16 protein-coding genes are annotated in these 19,978 nt (G+C 44.0%); 14 read left to right on the top strand and 2 right to left on the bottom strand.

All coding sequences use genetic code 11. The annotated features are described in order from the left end of the window. The first annotated feature begins 7 nt into the window (after positions 1–7). A complete protein-coding gene (gene purB / locus ACVRYP_RS05685) occupies positions 8–1,300 on the top strand; it encodes an adenylosuccinate lyase (protein ID WP_447467778.1) in 1,293 nt (430 codons plus the stop codon). Between the two features lie 176 nt (positions 1,301–1,476). On the opposite strand, the gene pgfM1 is transcribed toward purB, so the two are convergent. Then, positions 1,477–4,410, bottom strand: coding sequence for a glycosyltransferase PgfM1 (gene pgfM1, locus ACVRYP_RS05680; RefSeq protein ID WP_447467777.1), 2,934 nt, complete (start codon positions 4,408–4,410; stop codon positions 1,477–1,479). Continuing rightward, on the bottom strand, positions 4,397–5,371 hold the full coding sequence (gene pgfS / locus ACVRYP_RS05675; protein ID WP_447467776.1) for a glycosyltransferase PgfS: 975 nt from the start codon (positions 5,369–5,371) through the stop codon (positions 4,397–4,399). The genes pgfM1 and pgfS overlap by 14 nt, the downstream gene beginning before the upstream one ends. A 696-nt stretch (positions 5,372–6,067) precedes the next feature. Here pgfS and rsgA point away from each other — a divergent pair. The 13 genes from rsgA to ACVRYP_RS05610 all read left to right on the top strand — a co-directional run bounded on the left by rsgA (position 6,068) and on the right by ACVRYP_RS05610 (position 19,950). Next, on the top strand, positions 6,068–6,952 hold the full coding sequence (rsgA, locus tag ACVRYP_RS05670; protein ID WP_447467775.1) for a ribosome small subunit-dependent GTPase A: 885 nt from the start codon (positions 6,068–6,070) through the stop codon (positions 6,950–6,952). Between the two features lie 35 nt (positions 6,953–6,987). Then, positions 6,988–7,647, top strand: a complete 660-nt coding sequence (gene rpe, locus ACVRYP_RS05665; RefSeq protein ID WP_447467774.1) for a ribulose-phosphate 3-epimerase — start codon at positions 6,988–6,990, stop codon at positions 7,645–7,647. Then, complete coding sequence (locus ACVRYP_RS05660; RefSeq protein ID WP_447467773.1) at positions 7,640–8,266, top strand: thiamine diphosphokinase; 627 nt, start codon at positions 7,640–7,642, stop codon at positions 8,264–8,266. Before rpe ends, ACVRYP_RS05660 begins: the two co-directional genes overlap by 8 nt. A 2-nt stretch (positions 8,267–8,268) precedes the next feature. Beyond that, the gene (locus ACVRYP_RS05655; protein ID WP_447467772.1) at positions 8,269–9,555 is read left to right on the top strand and encodes a DNA recombination protein RmuC; all 1,287 of its coding nucleotides are present in this window, start codon (positions 8,269–8,271) and stop codon (positions 9,553–9,555) included. Between the two features lie 41 nt (positions 9,556–9,596). Then, positions 9,597–10,535, top strand: coding sequence for a 3'-5' exoribonuclease YhaM family protein (locus tag ACVRYP_RS05650; RefSeq protein ID WP_447467771.1), 939 nt, complete (start codon positions 9,597–9,599; stop codon positions 10,533–10,535). Between the two features lie 92 nt (positions 10,536–10,627). Next, a complete protein-coding gene (gene purR / locus ACVRYP_RS05645; protein ID WP_447467770.1) occupies positions 10,628–11,443 on the top strand; it encodes a pur operon repressor in 816 nt (271 codons plus the stop codon). A gap of 226 nt (positions 11,444–11,669) precedes the next feature. Next, positions 11,670–12,509: a BglG family transcription antiterminator LicT gene (gene licT, locus ACVRYP_RS05640; protein ID WP_447467769.1), complete on the top strand. Its 840-nt coding sequence runs from the start codon at positions 11,670–11,672 to the stop codon at positions 12,507–12,509. 72 nt (positions 12,510–12,581) lie between these two features. After that, entirely contained in the window at positions 12,582–14,438 is a 1,857-nt protein-coding gene (locus ACVRYP_RS05635; protein ID WP_447467768.1) for a beta-glucoside-specific PTS transporter subunit IIABC, read from the top strand. Positions 14,439–14,759: 321 nt separating this feature from the next. Further along, positions 14,760–15,173, top strand: coding sequence for a 30S ribosomal protein S12 (gene rpsL / locus ACVRYP_RS05630; RefSeq protein WP_307121299.1), 414 nt, complete (start codon positions 14,760–14,762; stop codon positions 15,171–15,173). 16 nt (positions 15,174–15,189) lie between these two features. Further along, entirely contained in the window at positions 15,190–15,660 is a 471-nt protein-coding gene (rpsG, locus tag ACVRYP_RS05625) for a 30S ribosomal protein S7 (protein ID WP_447467767.1), read from the top strand. A gap of 330 nt (positions 15,661–15,990) precedes the next feature. Next, positions 15,991–18,072: an elongation factor G gene (gene fusA / locus ACVRYP_RS05620; RefSeq protein ID WP_447467766.1), complete on the top strand. Its 2,082-nt coding sequence runs from the start codon at positions 15,991–15,993 to the stop codon at positions 18,070–18,072. Positions 18,073–18,237: 165 nt separating this feature from the next. Beyond that, a complete protein-coding gene (locus ACVRYP_RS05615) occupies positions 18,238–19,104 on the top strand; it encodes an ABC transporter ATP-binding protein (RefSeq protein WP_447467765.1) in 867 nt (288 codons plus the stop codon). Next, on the top strand, positions 19,105–19,950 hold the full coding sequence (locus ACVRYP_RS05610; RefSeq protein ID WP_447467764.1) for an ABC transporter permease: 846 nt from the start codon (positions 19,105–19,107) through the stop codon (positions 19,948–19,950). Positions 19,951–19,978 lie beyond the last annotated feature (28 nt).

The following is a 19,978-nucleotide window of genomic DNA, read 5'->3' as shown; positions in this document are numbered from 1 at the left end:
AACTAAAATGCTAACACGTTATTCACGCCCTGAAATGGCGAATATTTGGAGTGAAGAGAACAAGTACCGTGCTTGGTTGGAGGTGGAAATCCTGGCTGACGAGGCATGGGCTGAGTTGGGTGAGATTCCCAAGGAAGATGTGGCGAAGATTCGTGCTAATGCCAGCTTTGACATCGACCGTATTTTAGAGATTGAAGAGGAGACCCGTCACGATGTGGTGGCCTTTACCCGTGCGGTGTCTGAGACTCTGGGCGAAGAGCGTAAGTGGGTCCACTATGGCCTGACATCGACCGATGTGGTCGACACGGCTTATGGTTACCTCTACAAGCAGGCCAATGACATTATCCGTAAGGATTTGGCTAATTTTACGCAGATTGTGGCTGACAAGGCGCGTGAGCACAAGTACACTATCATGATGGGCCGTACCCACGGGGTGCATGCGGAGCCTACGACTTTTGGTCTCAAGCTGGCAACTTGGTATAGCGAGATGAAGCGCAATCAAGAGCGCTTCGAGCGTGCAGCTGCTGGGGTTGAAGCTGGAAAAATTTCTGGAGCCGTTGGGAACTTTGCCAATATCCCTCCGTTCGTTGAGGAATACGTCTGTGGAAAACTCGGCATCCGTCCGCAAGAAATCTCGACTCAGGTCCTCCCACGCGACCTCCATGCGGAATACTTTGCGGTATTAGCCAGCATCGCGACATCGATTGAGCGCATGGCAACGGAAATCCGTGGCCTGCAAAAATCAGAGCAACGCGAGGTCGAAGAATACTTTGCCAAGGGCCAAAAAGGCAGCTCTGCCATGCCACACAAACGCAACCCTATCGGCTCGGAAAACATGACGGGACTGGCCCGTGTGATCCGTGGGCACATGGTGACGGCTTATGAGAATGTGGCGCTTTGGCACGAGCGGGATATCTCCCACTCATCGGCTGAGCGTATCATCACGCCGGACACGACCATCCTTATCAACTACATGCTCAACCGCTTTGGCAATATTGTCAAGAACTTGACGGTTTTCCCAGAAAACATGATTCGCAACATGAACTCGACCTTTGGCCTCATCTATAGCCAACGCGTCATGCTTAAACTTATTGAAAAAGGCATGACCCGCGAGGAAGCCTATGACTTGGTACAGCCAAAAACGGCTCACTCTTGGGACAACCAAGTGGATTTCAAACCGCTCTTAGAAGCTGACGAGAAAGTCACAGCCAAGTTAAGCCAAGCAGAAATCGACGACCTTTTCGACCCAAGCTACTATGCAAAACGAGTAGATGAGATTTTTGAGCGACTGGGATTGTAATTGGTCTGAAAATCAAAAAATTCTGCGATAAGTAGCCTGCCTTTGTACAGTTTATTAGATTAGACAAACTTATAAGATAGAAAACACTCCTCTTCATCACATTGAAGTAGGAGTGTTTTCAAGTTTAGCATGTGTATGCCTCATTGGCAAAGAAGGGATTTGTAAAGTCAGGTGAGCTAGCTGTGCCCTAAAACTCTGGCTAAATGGCTGTCTGGGTGCTTTTTATCATAGAGATAGAGTCTGATAACAAACAAGATGGCTAGGATAGAAATGACAGTCCCTGTTAAAAGCCCTTGAGGACGGAAGGACATAACAATGTCATGTTTCCCTTCAGTTATTGGGAAGGAAAGTAGGCTTTCCCATGCTTCAATGGTTTCGACTTTTTGCCCATCAACAGTGACCGTCCAACCGTCACTGTATGGAATACTGGTCATCATGACGGTATTATCATCAGAAACAGTAACCGATCCCTCTATTTTAGTTGAAGACCAAGAGGTAACCTCTAAATCTTGATCGAGTGTTTGTTTCATCACCTCTTGAATAGCCTTATGATCAGCTCTTACGATTCCCATATTGGTAAGGTCTATTTGGTCTTCATGAATTAGATCAATCTTTAGTTCGACAGGCTGACCAAGGGCGTTATGAGTTAAATTCCATAATTGTACCTGATCGAAACTTTGAGTGTATCGATACCAATTATTGTTCAGAGTAATATTCATATTTCCCATTGAACTTCTAAGACTTAATGGTGCTTGGAAATAGTAAGTCATATCTGTCTGAGGAGTAAAGGCAATTTTGATGGTTCCTGGTTGTGTATTATCGATTCTACGATAAATGGTTGCCCCTGTAGACGTATCTTTCTCGAGGTTGACGGTTTCTGGTTCAGGGATTCCAACGAATTCAAAATACTGTTTATCTGTACCAGCAATGGAGTTCAGAATAATGTTTTGATTGGCTACCGGGTTATTCAAACCAAATTGTATATTGCGGGTAGCATTATTAGTCGCAAAAGCAGGAGAGAGAACATTTGGATTTTCATATATAATAAAACGATCATTCTCGTAAATCGGTTTATAATAGTCAGTGATGTCCGTTCGGGTTGAATTGGGATAAAAGAAGTGCCAGTCGTTTTTATGTTCTTCCAAATCAGCTGCTGTTGGCTCCTTGACAGACATGTAGTAACGGATACCAAATAGAGTGTCAGAAAGGACAGTACCGTTAGCAAGGTAAGTTGCAGCATTACCACCAACATCTCCGAAAGCATTGAAGAGGTTGATCGTGGATTTTTCTAAGTTTGAGCTAAAATTACTGGTTCCAGGATAGGAAACCAACAAGGGGTCGTTCTTCGAATAGATGAAGTCAGAGCCGACACGGTAGAAACCAGGGTTGTTTTGCTCTGCAATAACCTTGGAGAGTGCCTCGAGTTCGGTAGTTGCGTTAGTGAAGGTATAGGCATTGGGATAGCCAATTGTCATTTGAGACAGGAGGGCATTATAACCTAATTCGAAAACGGTTAATATAGAAAGAACAAACCAACCCATACGTGTAGGTTTGAAATAAAGGACAAAGAGTACCGTTAACCAAACAAGGAGGGTTAGTGGAATTTGTAAAGATAAATAGCCACGATCCATTAAAAAGATTGCTGTAGGCAGAAGTAGGGTGCATAAGCCTAAAAGAGCAACCCGTTTCTTATCGTTCAGATGCTCTGATGTCCAGATTCGAAAGGCGATAAAGAGCAAGAAGGAGGCGATGAAAGCAATGAAAAGAAAGCGATACTGGGTGATTAGTTGTGTTATTTTTTCAGGTTGTTGTGTATAAATATAAGTATAAGAATGCGTAGAAACGAACCAGGTTGCAAATAAGCTAAAACCGATACCTTTCAGGAGTTGTTTGTTAGTCAGAGTAAACCGTTCACGTAAAGCTTGATAGGCTAAGAGGACCAAGAAGAAAGATACAATCCAAGAGAAACGGTAGAAAAAGCCAGCAGGATTTTGTCCCATATGCCAAATTTTACTGGTAAATTCGTGAACCATAGAGAGGAAGAAGACGGAGAGGATCATTTTTGCCCCGTTTTTCTTATAAGGATGAGCATTAGCATGTGGGAAGTAGAGGGCTGCTCCTATAAGAGCTAGACCGCCAACAAAGAGATTAGGAAGGCTAGGTCCAGCTGACCAAGACTCATTGTCAAAACCGCCAATCATCAATTTTGATAGAATGTCGAATGGATTGATTTGCAGTAACCAGCTAAAAGTCATTGGTGCCTCATAAGCCCCTTTACTGTTTAGCAAGTTGATGAAGATAGGATACAGTAGGGCTGAAGTTGCGGTTGCTGCTAAGACTGAAAAGAAGGCCACTTTGAAAATAGGTTTTAGATAAGCGGAAACTTTTTCTTCTAGCGTTGTTCCAGACTGGATGTACGGTGAGGCATAGTAGAGCGTATAGAGGATGATAAAGAGACAAATCATATACCCCATATAAAACTGCATGGTAAGAGTCAATGCTAGTAAGACAATATATTTGAACGGCTTTCCACCGTCAATGAGTTCCTCTAAGGCAACGATGACTAATGGGAGCATATACATGGCGTCGTAAAAAATAGGATTCATTTGATAAGACACCAGCATGCCTGACAAAGCATAGGCCGTAGCCAAAAGTGGAACTAGCCATGGACGAGAATCCATTCCGCGATAGCGCTTGATTAGGAGGTAGGCAAAGCTAAGCCCGATAGCTCCATAACGGAGCCAAATACTGAAAAAAACGGCCCATTTGAATTGGCTTAAAGGTAGCAGTATGTAGAGGAGGTTAAAGGGACTGATAATATAGTAACCTAGCACTCCAATCATTTCGCCACCAATGGATTTAGAGAAAGAATAGAAGAAGGCAGACCAGTCTCCGGAAAGAATAGTGTGCTTTAGATAGCCATAAAAACCAATATATTGCTGGCTAAAGTCGACCGCCATTGGAGAATAGTTGCCAAAAGGGAACATCTGATTAAAAAACCAGACGAGCAGCATAATCAGCATAGGCAGAAGAAAGCTAGCCAGATAAATGAGACGTTTAGAAGGGGTCTTAGACAGATTTGTCCAGGTTAATGATTTAAAATGTTTCATAACTATTTGAATGTTCCTTTTGAGCAGCGGGGATATTGGTGTCGCTGATGATAAAGTGAGGGCGGTGTTTAACTTCGTAGTAAATTTTACCGATGTATTCTCCGAGAATACCAATTGAAATCAATTGGACTCCGCTAAAGAGAATAATGGTTGCAATGGTAGTGAAATAGCCACTAGTGTAGGCGCCGATATCTCCAATGTACTTAAAAAATTCAAAAATGAGATACAAGATAGCGAGTCCAATACTGATAAAACCAAGATTAATGCAGAAGCGGAGGGGTTTGTCATTAAAGGATAAAATCCCTTGGATCGCATAGTTAAGTGATTTCCTAAAGCCAAATTTACTCTTGCCAGCTTCTCGGACGTGGTTGTGGTAAGGGATGACTTTTTCCTTGTAGCCAATCCATTCGTAGAGTCCCTTGTTGAAACGATTGTACTCTGGTAGGGAGACAAAGGTGTTGACAGCCCGTCGGCTTAATAGTCGCAATTCTGATTTGCCATCTGTTAATTGAACATCCATGAGATAGTTAGATAGTGTATAGAAGGCTCGTGCGAAAAGAGAGCTAGCTTTATTTTCTCCGGTACGGTCTCTTTGACCGCTGACAACATCGTAACCTTCTTTATAGGCTTTGACGAACTCCGAGATTAAGGCAGGCGGGTGTTGTAAGTCTCCGTCCATGACCATAACAGCATCGCCCGTAGCGTATTTGAAGCCAGCTAAAATGCCACCTTCACGACCAAAATTCCGGCTAAAACTAAGGTATTTAACATGGTTATCCTGCTCTGCGATAGCTTGCATGATCTCAAGCGTACGGTCCGTACTGCCATCGTTCACGTAGACAAGTTCATATTTGCTAATATCATTAGGAATCATGCTTTGGAGATGCTCAGTCACTGCAGCATGCATTTTTTCGATCATTAATTCTTCATTATAAAAAGTAATTAGAATGGAAAGTTTCATGTGTTTGAGTACCTATTCTTATCGTTTAACTTAAAAAATATTCACCATTTTATTCTACCATAAATTACTTAAAGATGGCAGGATAATATAATGAAAACCAATAATACTTTAATTCACTGGCTTCTATTTCATTGTAAAAGTTTTTGTAAAGGTCTTTTTAGGTGATATGATGGCATTACTAAGATTCCTTTTAAAAAACATGATGAGAAAAAGCTACGACTAACCTTTCAAAAAATATTCTAATAAAAATAAAGCGATAACTAGTGATTGGTAATCACATTTCAATGAAATTAGCGACTCTATTTAAACTACAATGCAAACAATATAGACAAAATGTTGACCGCCTCGGTTTTTAATTTTAGGTTTCCTTAAGAAAAAATTGAGATTTCTTTAAGCATTCTGCGTTAAACTAATTACAATCCAGTAAGAAATGACTGGATCTCCTAAATTTTTTCTTTTTCATATCTCCGAGAAGAATCAGGTTTGGCCTGATTTTTCTTTTTGTGTAAAGGCATTATTCTGGATTAGAGAATTATAGCCATGGACTGGGAAACTATTTTTGATTTTGAGGAAAAGAGAATCAGAGTTTTGGCTTTATAGAACGACTAGAATGAATGAGGGATGTTGATAGGCCTATCTGAGCAGAAGCCCGCATTTTTTGGTATAATAAAGACAGTACATTTCAAGGAGTTTTCGTTGCAAGGGATTATTGTTAAAGCTTTGGCGGGCTTTTATTACGTCGAATCAGAAGGTCAGGTCTACCAGACCCGAGCTAGAGGAAATTTTCGCAAGAAAGGCCAAACGCCCTACGTCGGTGATTGGGTCGACTTTTCAGCTGAAGAAAATTCAGAAGGTTATATCCTCAAGATTCATGACCGTAAAAACAGTTTAGTCCGTCCCCCTATTGTCAATATCGATCAGGCTGTTGTCGTCATGTCAGCCAAAGAGCCAGATTTTAGCCTCAACCTCCTTGACCGTTTCTTGATTCTCCTTGAGCATAAGCAGATTCATCCCATTGTTTACTTGAGCAAGCGCGACCTTTTAGCCTCAGATGAGCTAGCTGGCTTTGACCAGATTAAGAGCCTTTATGAGGCGATTGGCTATGACTTTATTTGGGACATGGCAGAGCTCCCGAAGTTGCTGGATCAAAAAATCACCGTTTTCATGGGCCAGACAGGAGTCGGTAAGTCCACCTTGCTCAATAGAATCGCGCCAGAACTTGGGCTAGAAACAGGGGCTATTTCAGATAGCTTGGGCCGTGGCCGCCATACCACACGTGCTGTTAGTTTTTACAACCTTTATGGGGGAAAAATTGCTGACACACCTGGCTTTTCATCGCTGGATTACGAAGTGTCTGACAGCGAGACCCTCAATGCCTGTTTCCCTGACATCAAACAGCTGTCCCAAAACTGTAAGTTCAGGACCTGTACCCATACCCATGAACCAGGCTGTGCGGTCAAGCCAGCGGTAGCGTCCAGTGACTTGGCTCAGAGCCGCTATGACAATTACCTGCTCTTTTTGAGTGAAATTGAAAATCGTCGCGAAACCTACAAAAAAGTTGCTAAAAAAGGACCAAAATAAGTCCAAAATCACGAATGAAAAAGAAAGAGGCTATTATGACATCTTATAAAATCGCCCCATCTATTCTAGCGGCAGACTATGCCAACTTTGAATCGGAACTCACGCGCATCGAAGCCTCAGGCAGCGAGTACGTTCACATTGACATCATGGATGGCCACTTTGTGCCCAATATCAGTTTCGGTGCCGATGTGGTCGCTAGCATGCGCCCACATAGCAAGCTTGTCTTTGACTGCCATCTCATGGTCTCAAATCCCGAAGCCCATATTGAGAGCTTTGCCCGAGCAGGTGCAGATATCATGACCATTCACGTTGAGGCAACACCTCACATTCATGGTGCCCTTCAAAAGATCAAGGCAGCTGGCATGAAAGCTGGGGTTGTTCTGAACCCTGGGACACCAGTTGCCAGCATCGCCCATGTCCTTAACCTAGTGGACCAAGTTCTAGTCATGACCGTTAACCCAGGATTTGGTGGCCAAGCTTTTATCCCTGAAATGCAGGACAAGATTGCAGAAATCGCTCGCCTTCGTGAGGAGAAGGGCTTGACCTTTGACATCGAAGTGGACGGGGGCATTGATGATAAGACCATCGCCCTGACCCGTGACGCAGGCGCTAACGTCTTTGTGGCTGGTTCCTACGTCTTTAAAGGCGATGTGACGGAGCGCGTGGCGACCCTCAAGGAGGCCCTCAATGGCTAGATGGGGACTCTTAGCTGGTGGACCTTCTTCGGAGTTTCCGCTCATGTTTGACGCCTATGCAGGCGTCGATGGCGGAGCGGTTAAACTGTTAGAGCAAGGGGCTACTTTGGAGCTAGCTGTCGGAGATTTTGATTCCATTGACGACAGCCAGCTGGCCCAGGTCAAAGACCAGGCCAAGCGGGTTGTGGCAGCTTCGGCTGAAAAAGACGATACCGATTTAGAAATGGGCCTAAAAGCCATCTTTGACCAGGACCCAGAAGCCCACGTCACCATATACGGCGCCCTTGGAGGGCGACTGGATCATAGCCTGTCCAGCGTTTTTCTCCCATCGCACCCTGACCTGACAGCTTATTTGCGACAGATTCAAGTGGTTGACAGCCAAAATGTCATCACCTACTACCCGCAAGGAGAGCAGACAGTGCCTCCCTTGTCTGGTTATGATTATGTGGCCTTTATGGTAGAAGGCCAAGGTCAGCTGACGATAGCGGGTGCTAAATATGAGATGGAGCCGTCGACCTACTTTAGCCGTAAGGTCTATGGCAGTAACGAATTTAGAGATCAGCCCATTCAAGTCACTGTGCCTGATGGTTATCTGGTCGTTATTTACAGTAAGGATTAAGCATGGAAATTGTTATACTTATCCTGCTCATCGTGGTATTGGTGGCTGTGTTTCTTCTTTGGCAACGCCAGAGTCAGCTCCTTGATGATGTGGAGGATATGCTGGATAGCCAGTCGGACCGCATGGCTGATCAGATGAGCTATTTATTAGAACGCGCAGGCCAGGACCAACTAAGAGACCTGCACCAGGCGACCAGTCAGACCTCTGATCGCTTAACAGATGTTCGTAAGGACCTTTACCAAAACCTAACCGAGATGCGGCAAGACATCAGCCAAAACTTGGACCAAAACCGCACGGTGCTCAGTCAGGGCCTCCAGCAGATGCAGGTCTCTAACGAGAGCAAGCTGGAAGCCATGCGGCAGACAGTTGAGGAAAAGCTGGAACGCACGCTTCAAACACGGTTACAAAGTTCCTTTGAGACGGTTTCCAAGCAGTTGGAATCTGTGAATAAGGGGCTTGGAGAGATGCAAACAGTGGCTCGGGATGTCGGGAGTCTCAGCAAGGTCCTGTCTGGAACCAAGACACGGGGGATTCTAGGCGAGATTCAACTGGCCCAGATTATTGAGGACATCATGAGCCCGAGTCAGTATAAGCGGGAAGTCCCGACCCTATCAGGGTCTACAGACCGTGTGGAATTTGCTATCAAGCTCCCTGGCCAAGCCAAGGACGAGCAGGTCTATCTGCCTATTGATGCCAAGTTTCCGTTAGAGACCTATTACCGTCTGGAAGACGCCTATGAGGCTGGCGACAAGGCGCAGGTCGAGGCGGCTAGAAAAGCTCTTTTAGCCAGTGTTAAAGGCTTTGCTAAAGACATCAATAAAAAGTACATCAATCCCCCTGAGACCACCCAGTTTGGCATTCTCTTTTTGCCGACGGAAGGGCTCTATGCGGAGATTGTCCGACAGCCGGCCTTCTTTGATGACTTGAGACGGACAGAAAATGTGGTCATCGCTGGCCCATCGACCCTGTCTGCACTACTCAATTCCCTCTCAGTTGGGATTAGAACCTTAAACATTCAGCAGTCAGCGGATGATATCAGTAAGATTTTAGGTAACGTCAAGACAGAGTTCGGGAAATTTGGTGGATTGTTGCAAAAGACCCAAGTACAGCTTGACCGAGCGTCTAAGAACATCGATAGCCTTCTGACCACCAGAACCCAGGCGATTGAGCGGGCCCTTCGTACCATTGAAGAATACAGCGGAGAAGGGGACCTACCAGACTTGCTATCCTTTGATCAGGAAGCCTTAAACGAGATAGATGAGCACGCTGACAGCACAGAAGGAGCTTAAAAGCATCGAACCATTGTCAGATTAGAAAAAATGAGGACACTATGAAAATCAATCAAATGAAAAAAGACGAGCCCTTTGAAGGTTTCTACCTGATTAAGTCGGCAGAGGTCCGTCAAACCAGAGCGGGTAAAGACTATCTGGCTTTTACATTTCAGGATGATACAGGAACCATCGAGGGAAAACTTTGGGATGCTCAACCCTACAATGTTGCTGAATTCACTTCAGGTAAGGTTGTCTTTATGCGCGGGATGCGTGAGGTCTATAACAACACGCCACAGGTCAACCAAATCAGCCTACGCTTGCCAAAGCTAGATGAGCCAAGCAATCCTGCAGATTTTCAGGAAAAGCCACCAGTGGATATCTCTGATACCAAAGACTATCTGCAACAGATGATTTTTCGGATTGAGAATGCAACCTGGCAGCGAATTGTCAGGGCGCTTTATAGCAAGTTTGAAAAAGAGTTTTACAGCTATCCGGCTGCTAAGACCAATCATCACGCCTTTTATGCTGGTTTGTCCTACCACACTGCAACCATGGTCCGCCTTGCAGATGCCATTGGTGACATTTACCCCCAACTCAACAAAAGTTTGCTCTTTGCAGGAATCATGCTCCATGACCTAGCCAAAGTCATTGAGCTTTCTGGACCAGACGATACCAGTTATACAGTCCGTGGAAACCTGATTGGTCACATTTCCCTTATCGATGAAGAAATCACCAAGGTCTTGATCGAGTTAGGCATCGACGACACCAAGGAAGAAGTGACGGTCTTGCGTCACCTAATCCTAAGTCATCATGGCCTCCTAGAATATGGTAGTCCAGTGCGCCCACAGATCATGGAAGCCGAAATTCTTCACATGATTGATAACATCGATGCCGAAATGATGATGATGATTACGGCTTTGGACAAAGTAGCACCAGGGGAGATGACCAACCGTCTCTTTGCCATGGACAACCGTTCATTCTACAAGCCAAATCTCTAAAAAACGAAAAACGAACTTTTAAATAAAAAAAACGTTCGTTTTTTTGTTTCTTGTGGTATAATAGAAAAAAGAAGCAAAAACGAGGAAAATAGATGAAAATTAGACGCAGTGAACGGATGGTGCTGATTTCAAATTATTTGATTAACCATCCTTATGAATTGACGAGTTTGAGCACTTTTGCAGAACGTTATGAATCTGCTAAATCGTCGATCTCTGAGGACATTTCCATTATAAAACGCGCCTTTGAAACCAGTAAAATAGGGGATATCGAGACGATTACTGGAGCTAGCGGGGGAGTCATCTTCACACCCTCTATCTCAGACCAGGAAGCCCGAAAAGTTGCTGAAAACCTCTGTGAGCGTTTGTCTGAGAGCGATCGGATTTTGCCTGGAGGCTATATTTATTTATCGGATTTATTGTCCACACCTAAAATTCTGAAACAAATTGGTCGTATTATATCCAAAGCCTTTAAGGGACAGCGGATTGACGCCGTTATGACTGTTGCTACAAAAGGGGTTCCTTTGGCAAATGCTGTCGCTGATGTCTTAAATGTTCCCTTTGTCATTGTGCGCCGTGACCTTAAGATTACTGAAGGATCGACTGTATCGGTTAACTATGCTTCAGGATCTAGTGGTCGTATTGAGAAAATGTTTCTGTCTAAACGCAGTCTTAAGCCAGGTAGCCGTGTGCTTATTGTAGATGACTTCTTAAAGGGTGGCGGAACAATCAATGGGATGGTTAGCCTTTTGACCGAATTTGATAGTACCTTAGCAGGAGTCGCTGTCTTTGCAGACAATGCCCAAGGAGTACGCGACGAAATGAGTTATAAATCACTGCTGACAGTAACTAATATCAATATAAAGGATGGCACTATTGCTGTTCAGTTGGGAAATATTTTTGAGGATTAACCCGCTAGGAATAATGCTATCTGTTATGCCGGAAGTTCTTGGTTTCAGGTGCTTAAAGATAGTACAAGCAGAGGTTGGGACAATCCCAACCTCTTTAGTTATTGTCAGATAGCAGGTTGCATTTTTACTTTGGAAGTGCTATCATAAAAAGAGTAATAACAGACAAAAAAGCCAAGTTGTTGTTAGCATATAGGCGGTCTAAACTGAGAAATAAGGGAGGTCTGGCATGGAAGTCATCAAAGTTTTTAACAACAATGTGGTGATGATCCAGGATGGGGATGGTCAAGAGGCTATTGTCATGGGACGTGGCTTAGGCTTTCAAAAAAAGACTGGTGATCAACTAGACCAAGACTTAGTTGAAAAGGTTTTTAAACTATCTGATCAACAATTTAGTCAGGCTATTTCTGAGCTTTATGTGCAACTGACCCCCAAGGAAGTCGATATCTTCCAGGCCATTATTTCTAAGGCTACTAAAGTGTTAAAGACACAGTACAATGAGAGCCTTTATTTAGCTTTGGCAGATCACCTGCATTTTGTCATTGACAGAGCGCAGCAAGGACTGTTCATTAAAAATCCTCTTTCTTTTGAAATTAAAAAATTCTATCAAGAAGAATACCAAGTTGGACTAGAAGCGGTCAAACTGCTCAATGAAAGTTTTGACTTGGAGATTCCAGATGATGAAGCAGCGTCTATTGCTCTTCATTTTGTTAACGCTAAGAAAAATGACCACAAGATGGATCAGACGGTTAAAGTGACGAAGTTGATTCAGGAACTGATTAACCTCGTCCGTCGCTATTATCGCCTTGAGTTTGACGAAGAAAGTGTTTCATACGCCCGTTTTGTCACCCATTTGCAGTATTTTGCTCAGCGCGTTTTAGATGGTCAGGTTTATGCTGAGGGAGATAGTCTTCTCTACGACCAAGTGAAACAGAACTATCCCAAGGCTTTTGCCTGTGCAGAAATGATTGGAGCCTATGTTTCCAAACAGTACCAATTTGACATTTCTCAGGATGAATTGGTCTACTTGACCATCCATATCCAGCGGACAACAACAAAGATCGATTAACTATATCATCACATCTAAAATTCCCTAGTTCCAGCTGAGCTGACTGGGGAATTTTTCAAGTAAGGGATTCTTATGAAAAACTATGAACGTTTAGCTCGCCAATTATTGAATGATATTGGTGGAGAAACTAATGTCAAAGGTGTGACCCATTGTTTGACGCGCCTGCGCTTTACTCTTAAAGACCGCAAGTTAGTGAACACGGAAAGCCTTCAAAATCACCCTGACATCATGGCGATTGTTGAAGCAGGTGGCCAGTATCAGATTGTGATTGGCAATCACGTAGTTGATGTTTACGATACCTTACTTAGGATTTCGGACCTTCAAAACCTTGCAGAAGGAGAACAGTCACCTAAACTATTAGACCGTTTCATCAATATGGTTTCGGGTATTTTCCAACCAGCCATAGGGGTTTTAGCTGCAACCGGGATGCTTAAGGGAATCGTGGCCATGATGGCTTTTTATGGCTTTAATGCTGAGAATAGTGGAGTTTACCTTCTTTTAGAAGCTACCGGAGATGGATTTTTCCAGTTCTTACCCATGATACTGGCAGTTAATGCGTCAAAATACTTCAAGCTCAACCAGTTTACAGGTCTTGCACTAGCCGCAGCCCTTTTGTACCCATCGTTAAACACTGGTCGCGCTCTCCCAAGTGCCCTAGGTTTTTCCTTATCTGTGCCCATGGGAGGCTATTATCAGACCGTCTTGCCTATTATTGTTGGCATCGTTTTGGCGGCTCAGGTTGAAAAATGGTTAAAGCCTAGGATCCCAGATGTTGTCAAATATTTCATGGTGCCGTTTGTGACCTTGTTGGTTGTTGCTCCGTTGACCATTCTTATTGTGGGGCCTTCCATGGTGGTTCTTTCTCAAATGATTGGACAAGTATTTCAATTGATTTACGACTTTAGTCCTACCCTGATGGGCTTTATTTTAGGTGGTATGTGGCAATTTTTGGTTATCTTAGGATTGCATTGGGGCTTGATTCCACTGATGACCATTGAACTCCAAACCAATGGCTTTTCGACCATACTAGCCATGGTAGCCTTTGTGAATTTTTCGCAATTAGGGTCCATCTTGTCGATTTATCTGAAAAGCAAGGATGCCAAAACGAAGCGCTTGGTTCTACCTTCTGCAGTGTCAGCTTTCTTTGGAATCACCGAGCCTGCTATATATGGGATTAGTCTCCCTATGCGCTGGCCGTTCGTCTTAAGCAGCTTGGGTGGCGCCATCCAAGGAGCTTTTATTGGTTGGGTGGGAGCTCGTACCTACCAAATGGGAGGGTTAGGAGTATTTGCTTTGACCACCTTTGTCATCCCTGATGGGTCAGGTACGGCAAATCTGCTTAAAGCGGTCTTAGCTGTTCTATTAGCAACTGTATCAGGCTTCATCTTAACGTCCTTGCTCAAATTTCCTGAAAAAGCAGCTCTTACTCTTGAACCTGAGGTAAATACCGATAAGAAAGATGATATTAAAAAAGGACAACAACTCCTTAAAAGCCCAGTAGAAGGTGATGTTTTACTTCTCGAGGATATTGCAGATCCGGTCTTTGCTAGTGGGGCTATGGGGCAAGGAGTAGCAGTTCAGCCCAATAACGATCTCTTAATTTCTCCTGTTAAAGGTAAAGTTACCTCAATATTTCCGACCAATCACGCTCTGTCCCTTCTATCTGATACAGGTCTTGAGGTGCTTATCCATTTAGGTATTGACACAGTTCAGCTTAATGGGGAAGGATTTGAACGATTAGTGGCTGTCGACGATGAAGTAGAGGTTGGACAGCCCCTGATCCATTTTGACCGTGAGCGCATCGAGGTCCAGGGTTATGATTTAACAACAGCTGTCATTGTGACCAATGCTAATGATTATTTTGATGTTCTTCCAACTATAGAAGATTATGTTAAAGAAGGGGATCTTCTGCTGACTGTTCTTGAATGATGGAAATAGTCACATAGCCTCTAACAAGTAATGTTTTGTTGTCATTTTCGGAGCATTAAAACCTCTCTCAATATTCCCAAAAATGAGCCCTTTTCAGAGATGAGGTGTCAAGATAACAAATCAATGATAGTTTTTTAAAAAGAGAGCAGAAGTGTTTGACAGTCATTTCTTATTATGTTACTATATAAGACGGTACTTTTTACTTTTGGTCTCTCAAAAGTGTACAGAGACGTGCTGACAAATGTTGCAAAAGTACACCGCGATAGAGGCTGTCACCAAGCGCTCTATCAACCAAAATTAAAAAAACACAGGAGTATGTAGATGCCTACAATTAACCAGTTGGTTCGCAAACCGCGTAAATCAAAAGTAGAAAAATCTAAATCACCAGCTTTGAACGTTGGCTATAACAGCCACCGCAAGGTGACAACAAATGTTTCATCACCACAAAAACGTGGTGTAGCAACACGTGTTGGTACAATGACACCTAAAAAACCTAACTCAGCCCTTCGTAAATTTGCCCGTGTCCGTCTGAGTAACTTGATCGAAGTAACAGCTTACATCCCAGGTATCGGCCACAACCTGCAAGAACACAGTGTGGTACTTATCCGCGGTGGACGTGTAAAAGACCTTCCAGGGGTACGTTACCATATCGTTCGTGGTGCACTTGATACTGCAGGTGTAAACGATCGTAAACAGGGCCGTTCTAAATACGGTACGAAACGTCCAAAAGGCTAAGAAGGGAGAGTAACTAATGAGTCGTAAAAATAGAGCGCCAAAACGTGAAGTATTGGCAGATCCATTGTATCATTCACAACTTGTTACCCGTTTAATCAACCGTCTTATGCTTGATGGTAAACGTGGTACGGCAGCAAGCATCGTTTATGGTGCCTTTGACTACATCAAAGAAGCAACTAGCAATGAGCCACTTGAAGTCTTTGAAACAGCTATGGAAAACATCATGCCACTCTTGGAAGTGCGTGCCCGCCGTGTCGGTGGTTCAAACTACCAAGTCCCGGTTGAAGTTCGTCCAGAACGTCGTACAACTTTGGGTCTTCGTTGGTTGGTAACGATCGCTCGTAACCGTGGTGAGCACACTATGGTTGAACGCTTGGCGAAAGAAATTCTTGACGCATCTAACAATACAGGTGCAGCAGTTAAGAAACGTGAAGACACTCACCGTATGGCAGAAGCCAACCGTGCCTTCGCACACTTCCGTTGGTAAGATTAAGATGCTAAGGGTGTTAAAAACGCCAAGTGAAAATAGGGAAGTGACACAGTGTCTGAAAGACATAGGGAACTTCATCATTTTCACACAGCGTTTAGCCCGAGCTCAATTCTAAGATACGAGAGCGTTAAACAAGTCCTAGGCAAAATAGGAAAAGCGACGACGAAGCTTAAGCTTCTAGGAGATTTTATCTTTTTGCCAGTGACATGTAGCTCGAGTTCAATTAAAACCATAATCATTTAAGAACGGGTAGGTCCTGCCTATCCGTTTTTATACCAATATGGTATACTAACACTGTAAACAAAAAATATAGGAGAAACAAACCTCATGGCACGCGAATTTTCACTTGCAAAAACTCGTAACATCGGTATCATGGCTCACGTCGATGCCGGTAAAACAACCACTACTGAGCGTATCTTGTACTACACAGGTAAAATCCACAAAATTGGTGAAACACACGAAGGTGCGTCACAAATGGACTGGATGGAACAAGAACAAGAACGTGGGATCACCATCACATCAGCTGCGACAACAGCACAATGGGATGGTCACCGCGTAAACATCATCGATACCCCAGGGCACGTGGACTTCACAATCGAAGTACAACGTTCTCTCCGTGTATTGGATGGTGCTGTTACCGTTCTTGACTCACAATCAGGTGTTGAGCCTCAAACAGAAACTGTTTGGCGCCAAGCAACTGAGTATAAAGTACCACGTATCGTATTTGCCAACAAAATGGATAAAATCGGTGCTGACTTCCTTTACTCAGTTTCTACTCTTCATGACCGTCTTCAAGCCAATGCTCACCCAATCCAATTACCAATCGGTTCTGAGGATGACTTCCGTGGTATCATCGACTTGATCAAGATGAAGGCGGAAATCTATACGAACGACCTTGGTACAGATATTCTTGAAGAAGATATTCCAGCTGACATGCTTGAAATGGCTGAAGAATACCGTGAAAAATTGGTTGAAGCTGTTGCTGAAACAGATGAAGACTTGATGATGAAATACCTTGAAGGTGAAGAGATCACTAACGAAGAATTGAAAGCTGGTATCCGTAAAGCGACAATCAACGTTGAATTCTTCCCAGTGCTTTGTGGTTCTGCCTTCAAAAACAAAGGTGTTCAATTGATGCTTGATGCGGTTATCGACTACTTGCCAAGCCCACTTGATATCCCAGCGATCAAAGGGATCAACCCAGATACTGACGCCGAAGAAACTCGTCCTGCATCCGATGAAGAGCCATTTGCTGCCCTTGCCTTCAAGATCATGACTGACCCATTCGTAGGTCGTTTGACCTTCTTCCGTGTTTACTCAGGTGTCCTTAATTCAGGTTCATATGTATTGAACACGTCTAAAGGCAAACGTGAGCGAATCGGACGTATTCTTCAAATGCACGCCAACAGCCGTCAAGAAATTGAAGTGGTATACGCTGGTGATATCGCCGCTGCCGTTGGTTTGAAAGATACAACTACTGGTGACTCATTGACTGATGAAAAAGCAAAAATCATCCTTGAATCTATTGAAGTTCCAGAACCCGTTATTCAACTCATGGTTGAGCCTAAGTCTAAAGCTGACCAAGATAAGATGGGTGTTGCCCTTTCTAAATTGGCTGAAGAAGATCCAACTTTCCGTGTTGAAACTAACCCAGAAACTGGTGAAACAGTTATCTCCGGTATGGGTGAGTTGCACTTGGATGTCCTTGTTGACCGTATGAAACGTGAATTCAAGGTTGAAGCAAACGTTGGTGCGCCTCAAGTATCTTACCGTGAAACCTTCCGTGCTTCTACACAAGCCCGTGGATTCTTCAAACGCCAGTCTGGTGGTAAAGGTCAATTCGGTGATGTTTGGATTGAATTCACGCCAAACGAAGAAGGTAAAGGCTTTGAATTCGAGAACGCTATCGTCGGTGGTGTGGTTCCTCGTGAATTTGTACCAGCCGTTGAAAAAGGGTTGATCGAATCTATGGCAAACGGTGTCCTTGCTGGTTACCCAATGGTTGACGTCAAAGCGAAGCTTTACGATGGTTCATACCATGATGTCGATTCATCTGAGACTGCCTTCAAGGTTGCAGCATCTCTTGCCCTTAAAGAAGCAGCGAAAACGGCTCAACCATCTATCCTTGAACCAATGATGCTTGTAACCATTACTGCACCAGAAGATAACCTTGGTGACGTTATGGGTCACGTGACAGCTCGTCGTGGTCGTGTGGATGGTATGGAAGCGCGTGGTAACACTCAAGTCGTTCGTGCCTATGTACCACTTGCTGAAATGTTTGGTTACGCAACTGTTCTTCGTTCCGCTACTCAAGGTCGCGGTACCTTCATGATGGTCTTTGACCACTACGAAGACGTGCCTAAGTCAGTTCAAGAAGAAATTATCAAGAAAAACAAAGGCGAAGCTTAAGAGCGATGCCATAAAAAACTGGGACGAGTGTTCCAGTTTTTTTGTTTTTTCAAACAATTTTTATCCTCACAATTTGACCACTTAGCGGAGAATTTTGACCACTTACCATGAATTGCCCCACAAATCTCCAATACCTTGATAGAATGATTTTAAGAGGTAAATGATATGTTAATTAAAACAACTAACTTATGTAAGATTTATGGTAACAAGACGGTCATCGACCATCTTAACATTGAAGTGGATAAGGGGCAACTCTTGGCCTACATCGGGACTAATGGTGCAGGGAAATCGACAACCATTAAAATGTTAACTGGCTTGCTCAAGCCAACATCGGGGCAGATAGAGCTGGCGCCAGACTTGCGCATTGGTATGGTTTTCCAGGAGAGTATTATGGACACTGAGTTAACGGTGTGGGATAATCTCAAGAGTCGCGCAGCCCTTTACTCCAAAAACGACAAGGCTTGGTTGGACCGCTTGATTGGCTTGCTTGATTTAAATAGTATCCTAAAACAGGCTTATGGCACCCTATCAGGTGGGCAACGCCGTCGGGTTGATATTGCCCGCGCCCTCATCAACCGCCCCAACCTTCTCTTTCTGGATGAGCCGACAACAGGGCTTGATGTACAGACTAGACAGGCTATTTGGAACTTGCTTCGCCGTTTGCAAGTTGAAGAAGGCTTGACCATTTTCCTGACGACCCACTATCTGGAAGAGGCGGAACATGCGGATCTGGCCTATATTATCGACCATGGCAAGGTCTTGGCTCAGGGCTCAGCACAGGAGCTCAAGGCGCAGTATGCTCAGGACCGTCTGTGGGTCAAAACGGATCAACCAGCTGCCTTTGACCAGATTGGCCATGAGGTACTTGCCGATGGTGAACTAAACTTTAGGGCCTTGAATGTACCACAGGCTTTAGAGATTTTATCGGAACACAGGTCAGTCATCACGGATTTTGCTTACCATAAGGGTGACATCAACGATGTCTATCTCAATATCACAGGTACACGATTTGCACAAGAGGAGAATGCCTAAATGCTTGCCATGACCAAACGCAATTTACAACTTTATTTCCACAGTAAGGCCAATGTTTTCTTCTCCCTGATGGGAGCTTGGATCGCCTTTGCCCTATACATCATTTTTTTGCAGAAAAACATGCTGGACGCTTGGTCTGCAATTGAGGGTGCGGAGAAAATGCTGGACCAGTGGGTTATGGGTGGTGTGTTAGCGGTGACAGGGGTCACCAGTACTTGGACTGGGGCAGTACGATTGGTTCAGGACAAGGAAAGCCGTAAACTGGACGATTTTCTGATGACAGATAGCTCTGAAATCACGCTTAATCTAGGCTATTTCCTCAGTGCGGCAATCATCGGCATTCTCATGCAAGTGGCTATGTTTGTCATTATAGCAGCTTACTTTTACTGGCAGCATGATTTAACTTTTGATGCTATTATTTTGCCAGGCTTACTTGGGCTTATCGTCCTTAATGCAGGCTTGGGCGCTAGCCTAGGTCTCCTGACAGCTCAATTTATCAAAAAAGTAGAAATCGCAGAGCGTCTTTCTGTTATTATCGGAACGGCTTCAGGTTTCTTAGTTGGTGTTTATATGCCCATCGGTGGCATGCCAGATGTGGCTCAATCCGTGATGAAATTAACACCAGCTTCCTATATCGCAGCAGCTTTTCGTCAACTTCTGATTGGGGATAAAGTCATTGACTGGCAGCAACCAGGCATGGATGTCAAGGAATACTTAGGTATCGGTCTGGACTGGGATGGTTTGACAACCCTTAGCCAAAATACCATGATAGCCGGTGCCGTCTTAGCAGTCGCTTTACTGGTTCTTATTAGTTTTCATCTTGTGAAAAAACAGATTTTTCGGTAAACTGGTAGGGTAGAAAAATCAACCAGTG

Source organism: Streptococcus rifensis (genome assembly GCF_053203525.1).
Note: the sequence above shows the minus strand (reverse complement) of the source record. Positions and strands in the feature narration are given on the sequence as shown.

Coding starts and splice junctions, on each gene's coding strand:
- purB (WP_447467778.1), top strand. CDS start 8: ATGCTAACACGTTATTCACGCCCTGAAATGGCGAATATTTGGAGTGAA.
- pgfM1 (WP_447467777.1), bottom strand. CDS start 4,410: ATGAAACATTTTAAATCATTAACCTGGACAAATCTGTCTAAGACCCCT.
- pgfS (WP_447467776.1), bottom strand. CDS start 5,371: ATGAAACTTTCCATTCTAATTACTTTTTATAATGAAGAATTAATGATC.
- rpe (WP_447467774.1), top strand. CDS start 6,988: ATGACATCTTATAAAATCGCCCCATCTATTCTAGCGGCAGACTATGCC.
- ACVRYP_RS05660 (WP_447467773.1), top strand. CDS start 7,640: ATGGCTAGATGGGGACTCTTAGCTGGTGGACCTTCTTCGGAGTTTCCG.
- ACVRYP_RS05655 (WP_447467772.1), top strand. CDS start 8,269: ATGGAAATTGTTATACTTATCCTGCTCATCGTGGTATTGGTGGCTGTG.
- ACVRYP_RS05650 (WP_447467771.1), top strand. CDS start 9,597: ATGAAAATCAATCAAATGAAAAAAGACGAGCCCTTTGAAGGTTTCTAC.
- purR (WP_447467770.1), top strand. CDS start 10,628: ATGAAAATTAGACGCAGTGAACGGATGGTGCTGATTTCAAATTATTTG.
- licT (WP_447467769.1), top strand. CDS start 11,670: ATGGAAGTCATCAAAGTTTTTAACAACAATGTGGTGATGATCCAGGAT.
- ACVRYP_RS05635 (WP_447467768.1), top strand. CDS start 12,582: ATGAAAAACTATGAACGTTTAGCTCGCCAATTATTGAATGATATTGGT.
- rpsL (WP_307121299.1), top strand. CDS start 14,760: ATGCCTACAATTAACCAGTTGGTTCGCAAACCGCGTAAATCAAAAGTA.
- rpsG (WP_447467767.1), top strand. CDS start 15,190: ATGAGTCGTAAAAATAGAGCGCCAAAACGTGAAGTATTGGCAGATCCA.
- fusA (WP_447467766.1), top strand. CDS start 15,991: ATGGCACGCGAATTTTCACTTGCAAAAACTCGTAACATCGGTATCATG.
- ACVRYP_RS05615 (WP_447467765.1), top strand. CDS start 18,238: ATGTTAATTAAAACAACTAACTTATGTAAGATTTATGGTAACAAGACG.
- ACVRYP_RS05610 (WP_447467764.1), top strand. CDS start 19,105: ATGCTTGCCATGACCAAACGCAATTTACAACTTTATTTCCACAGTAAG.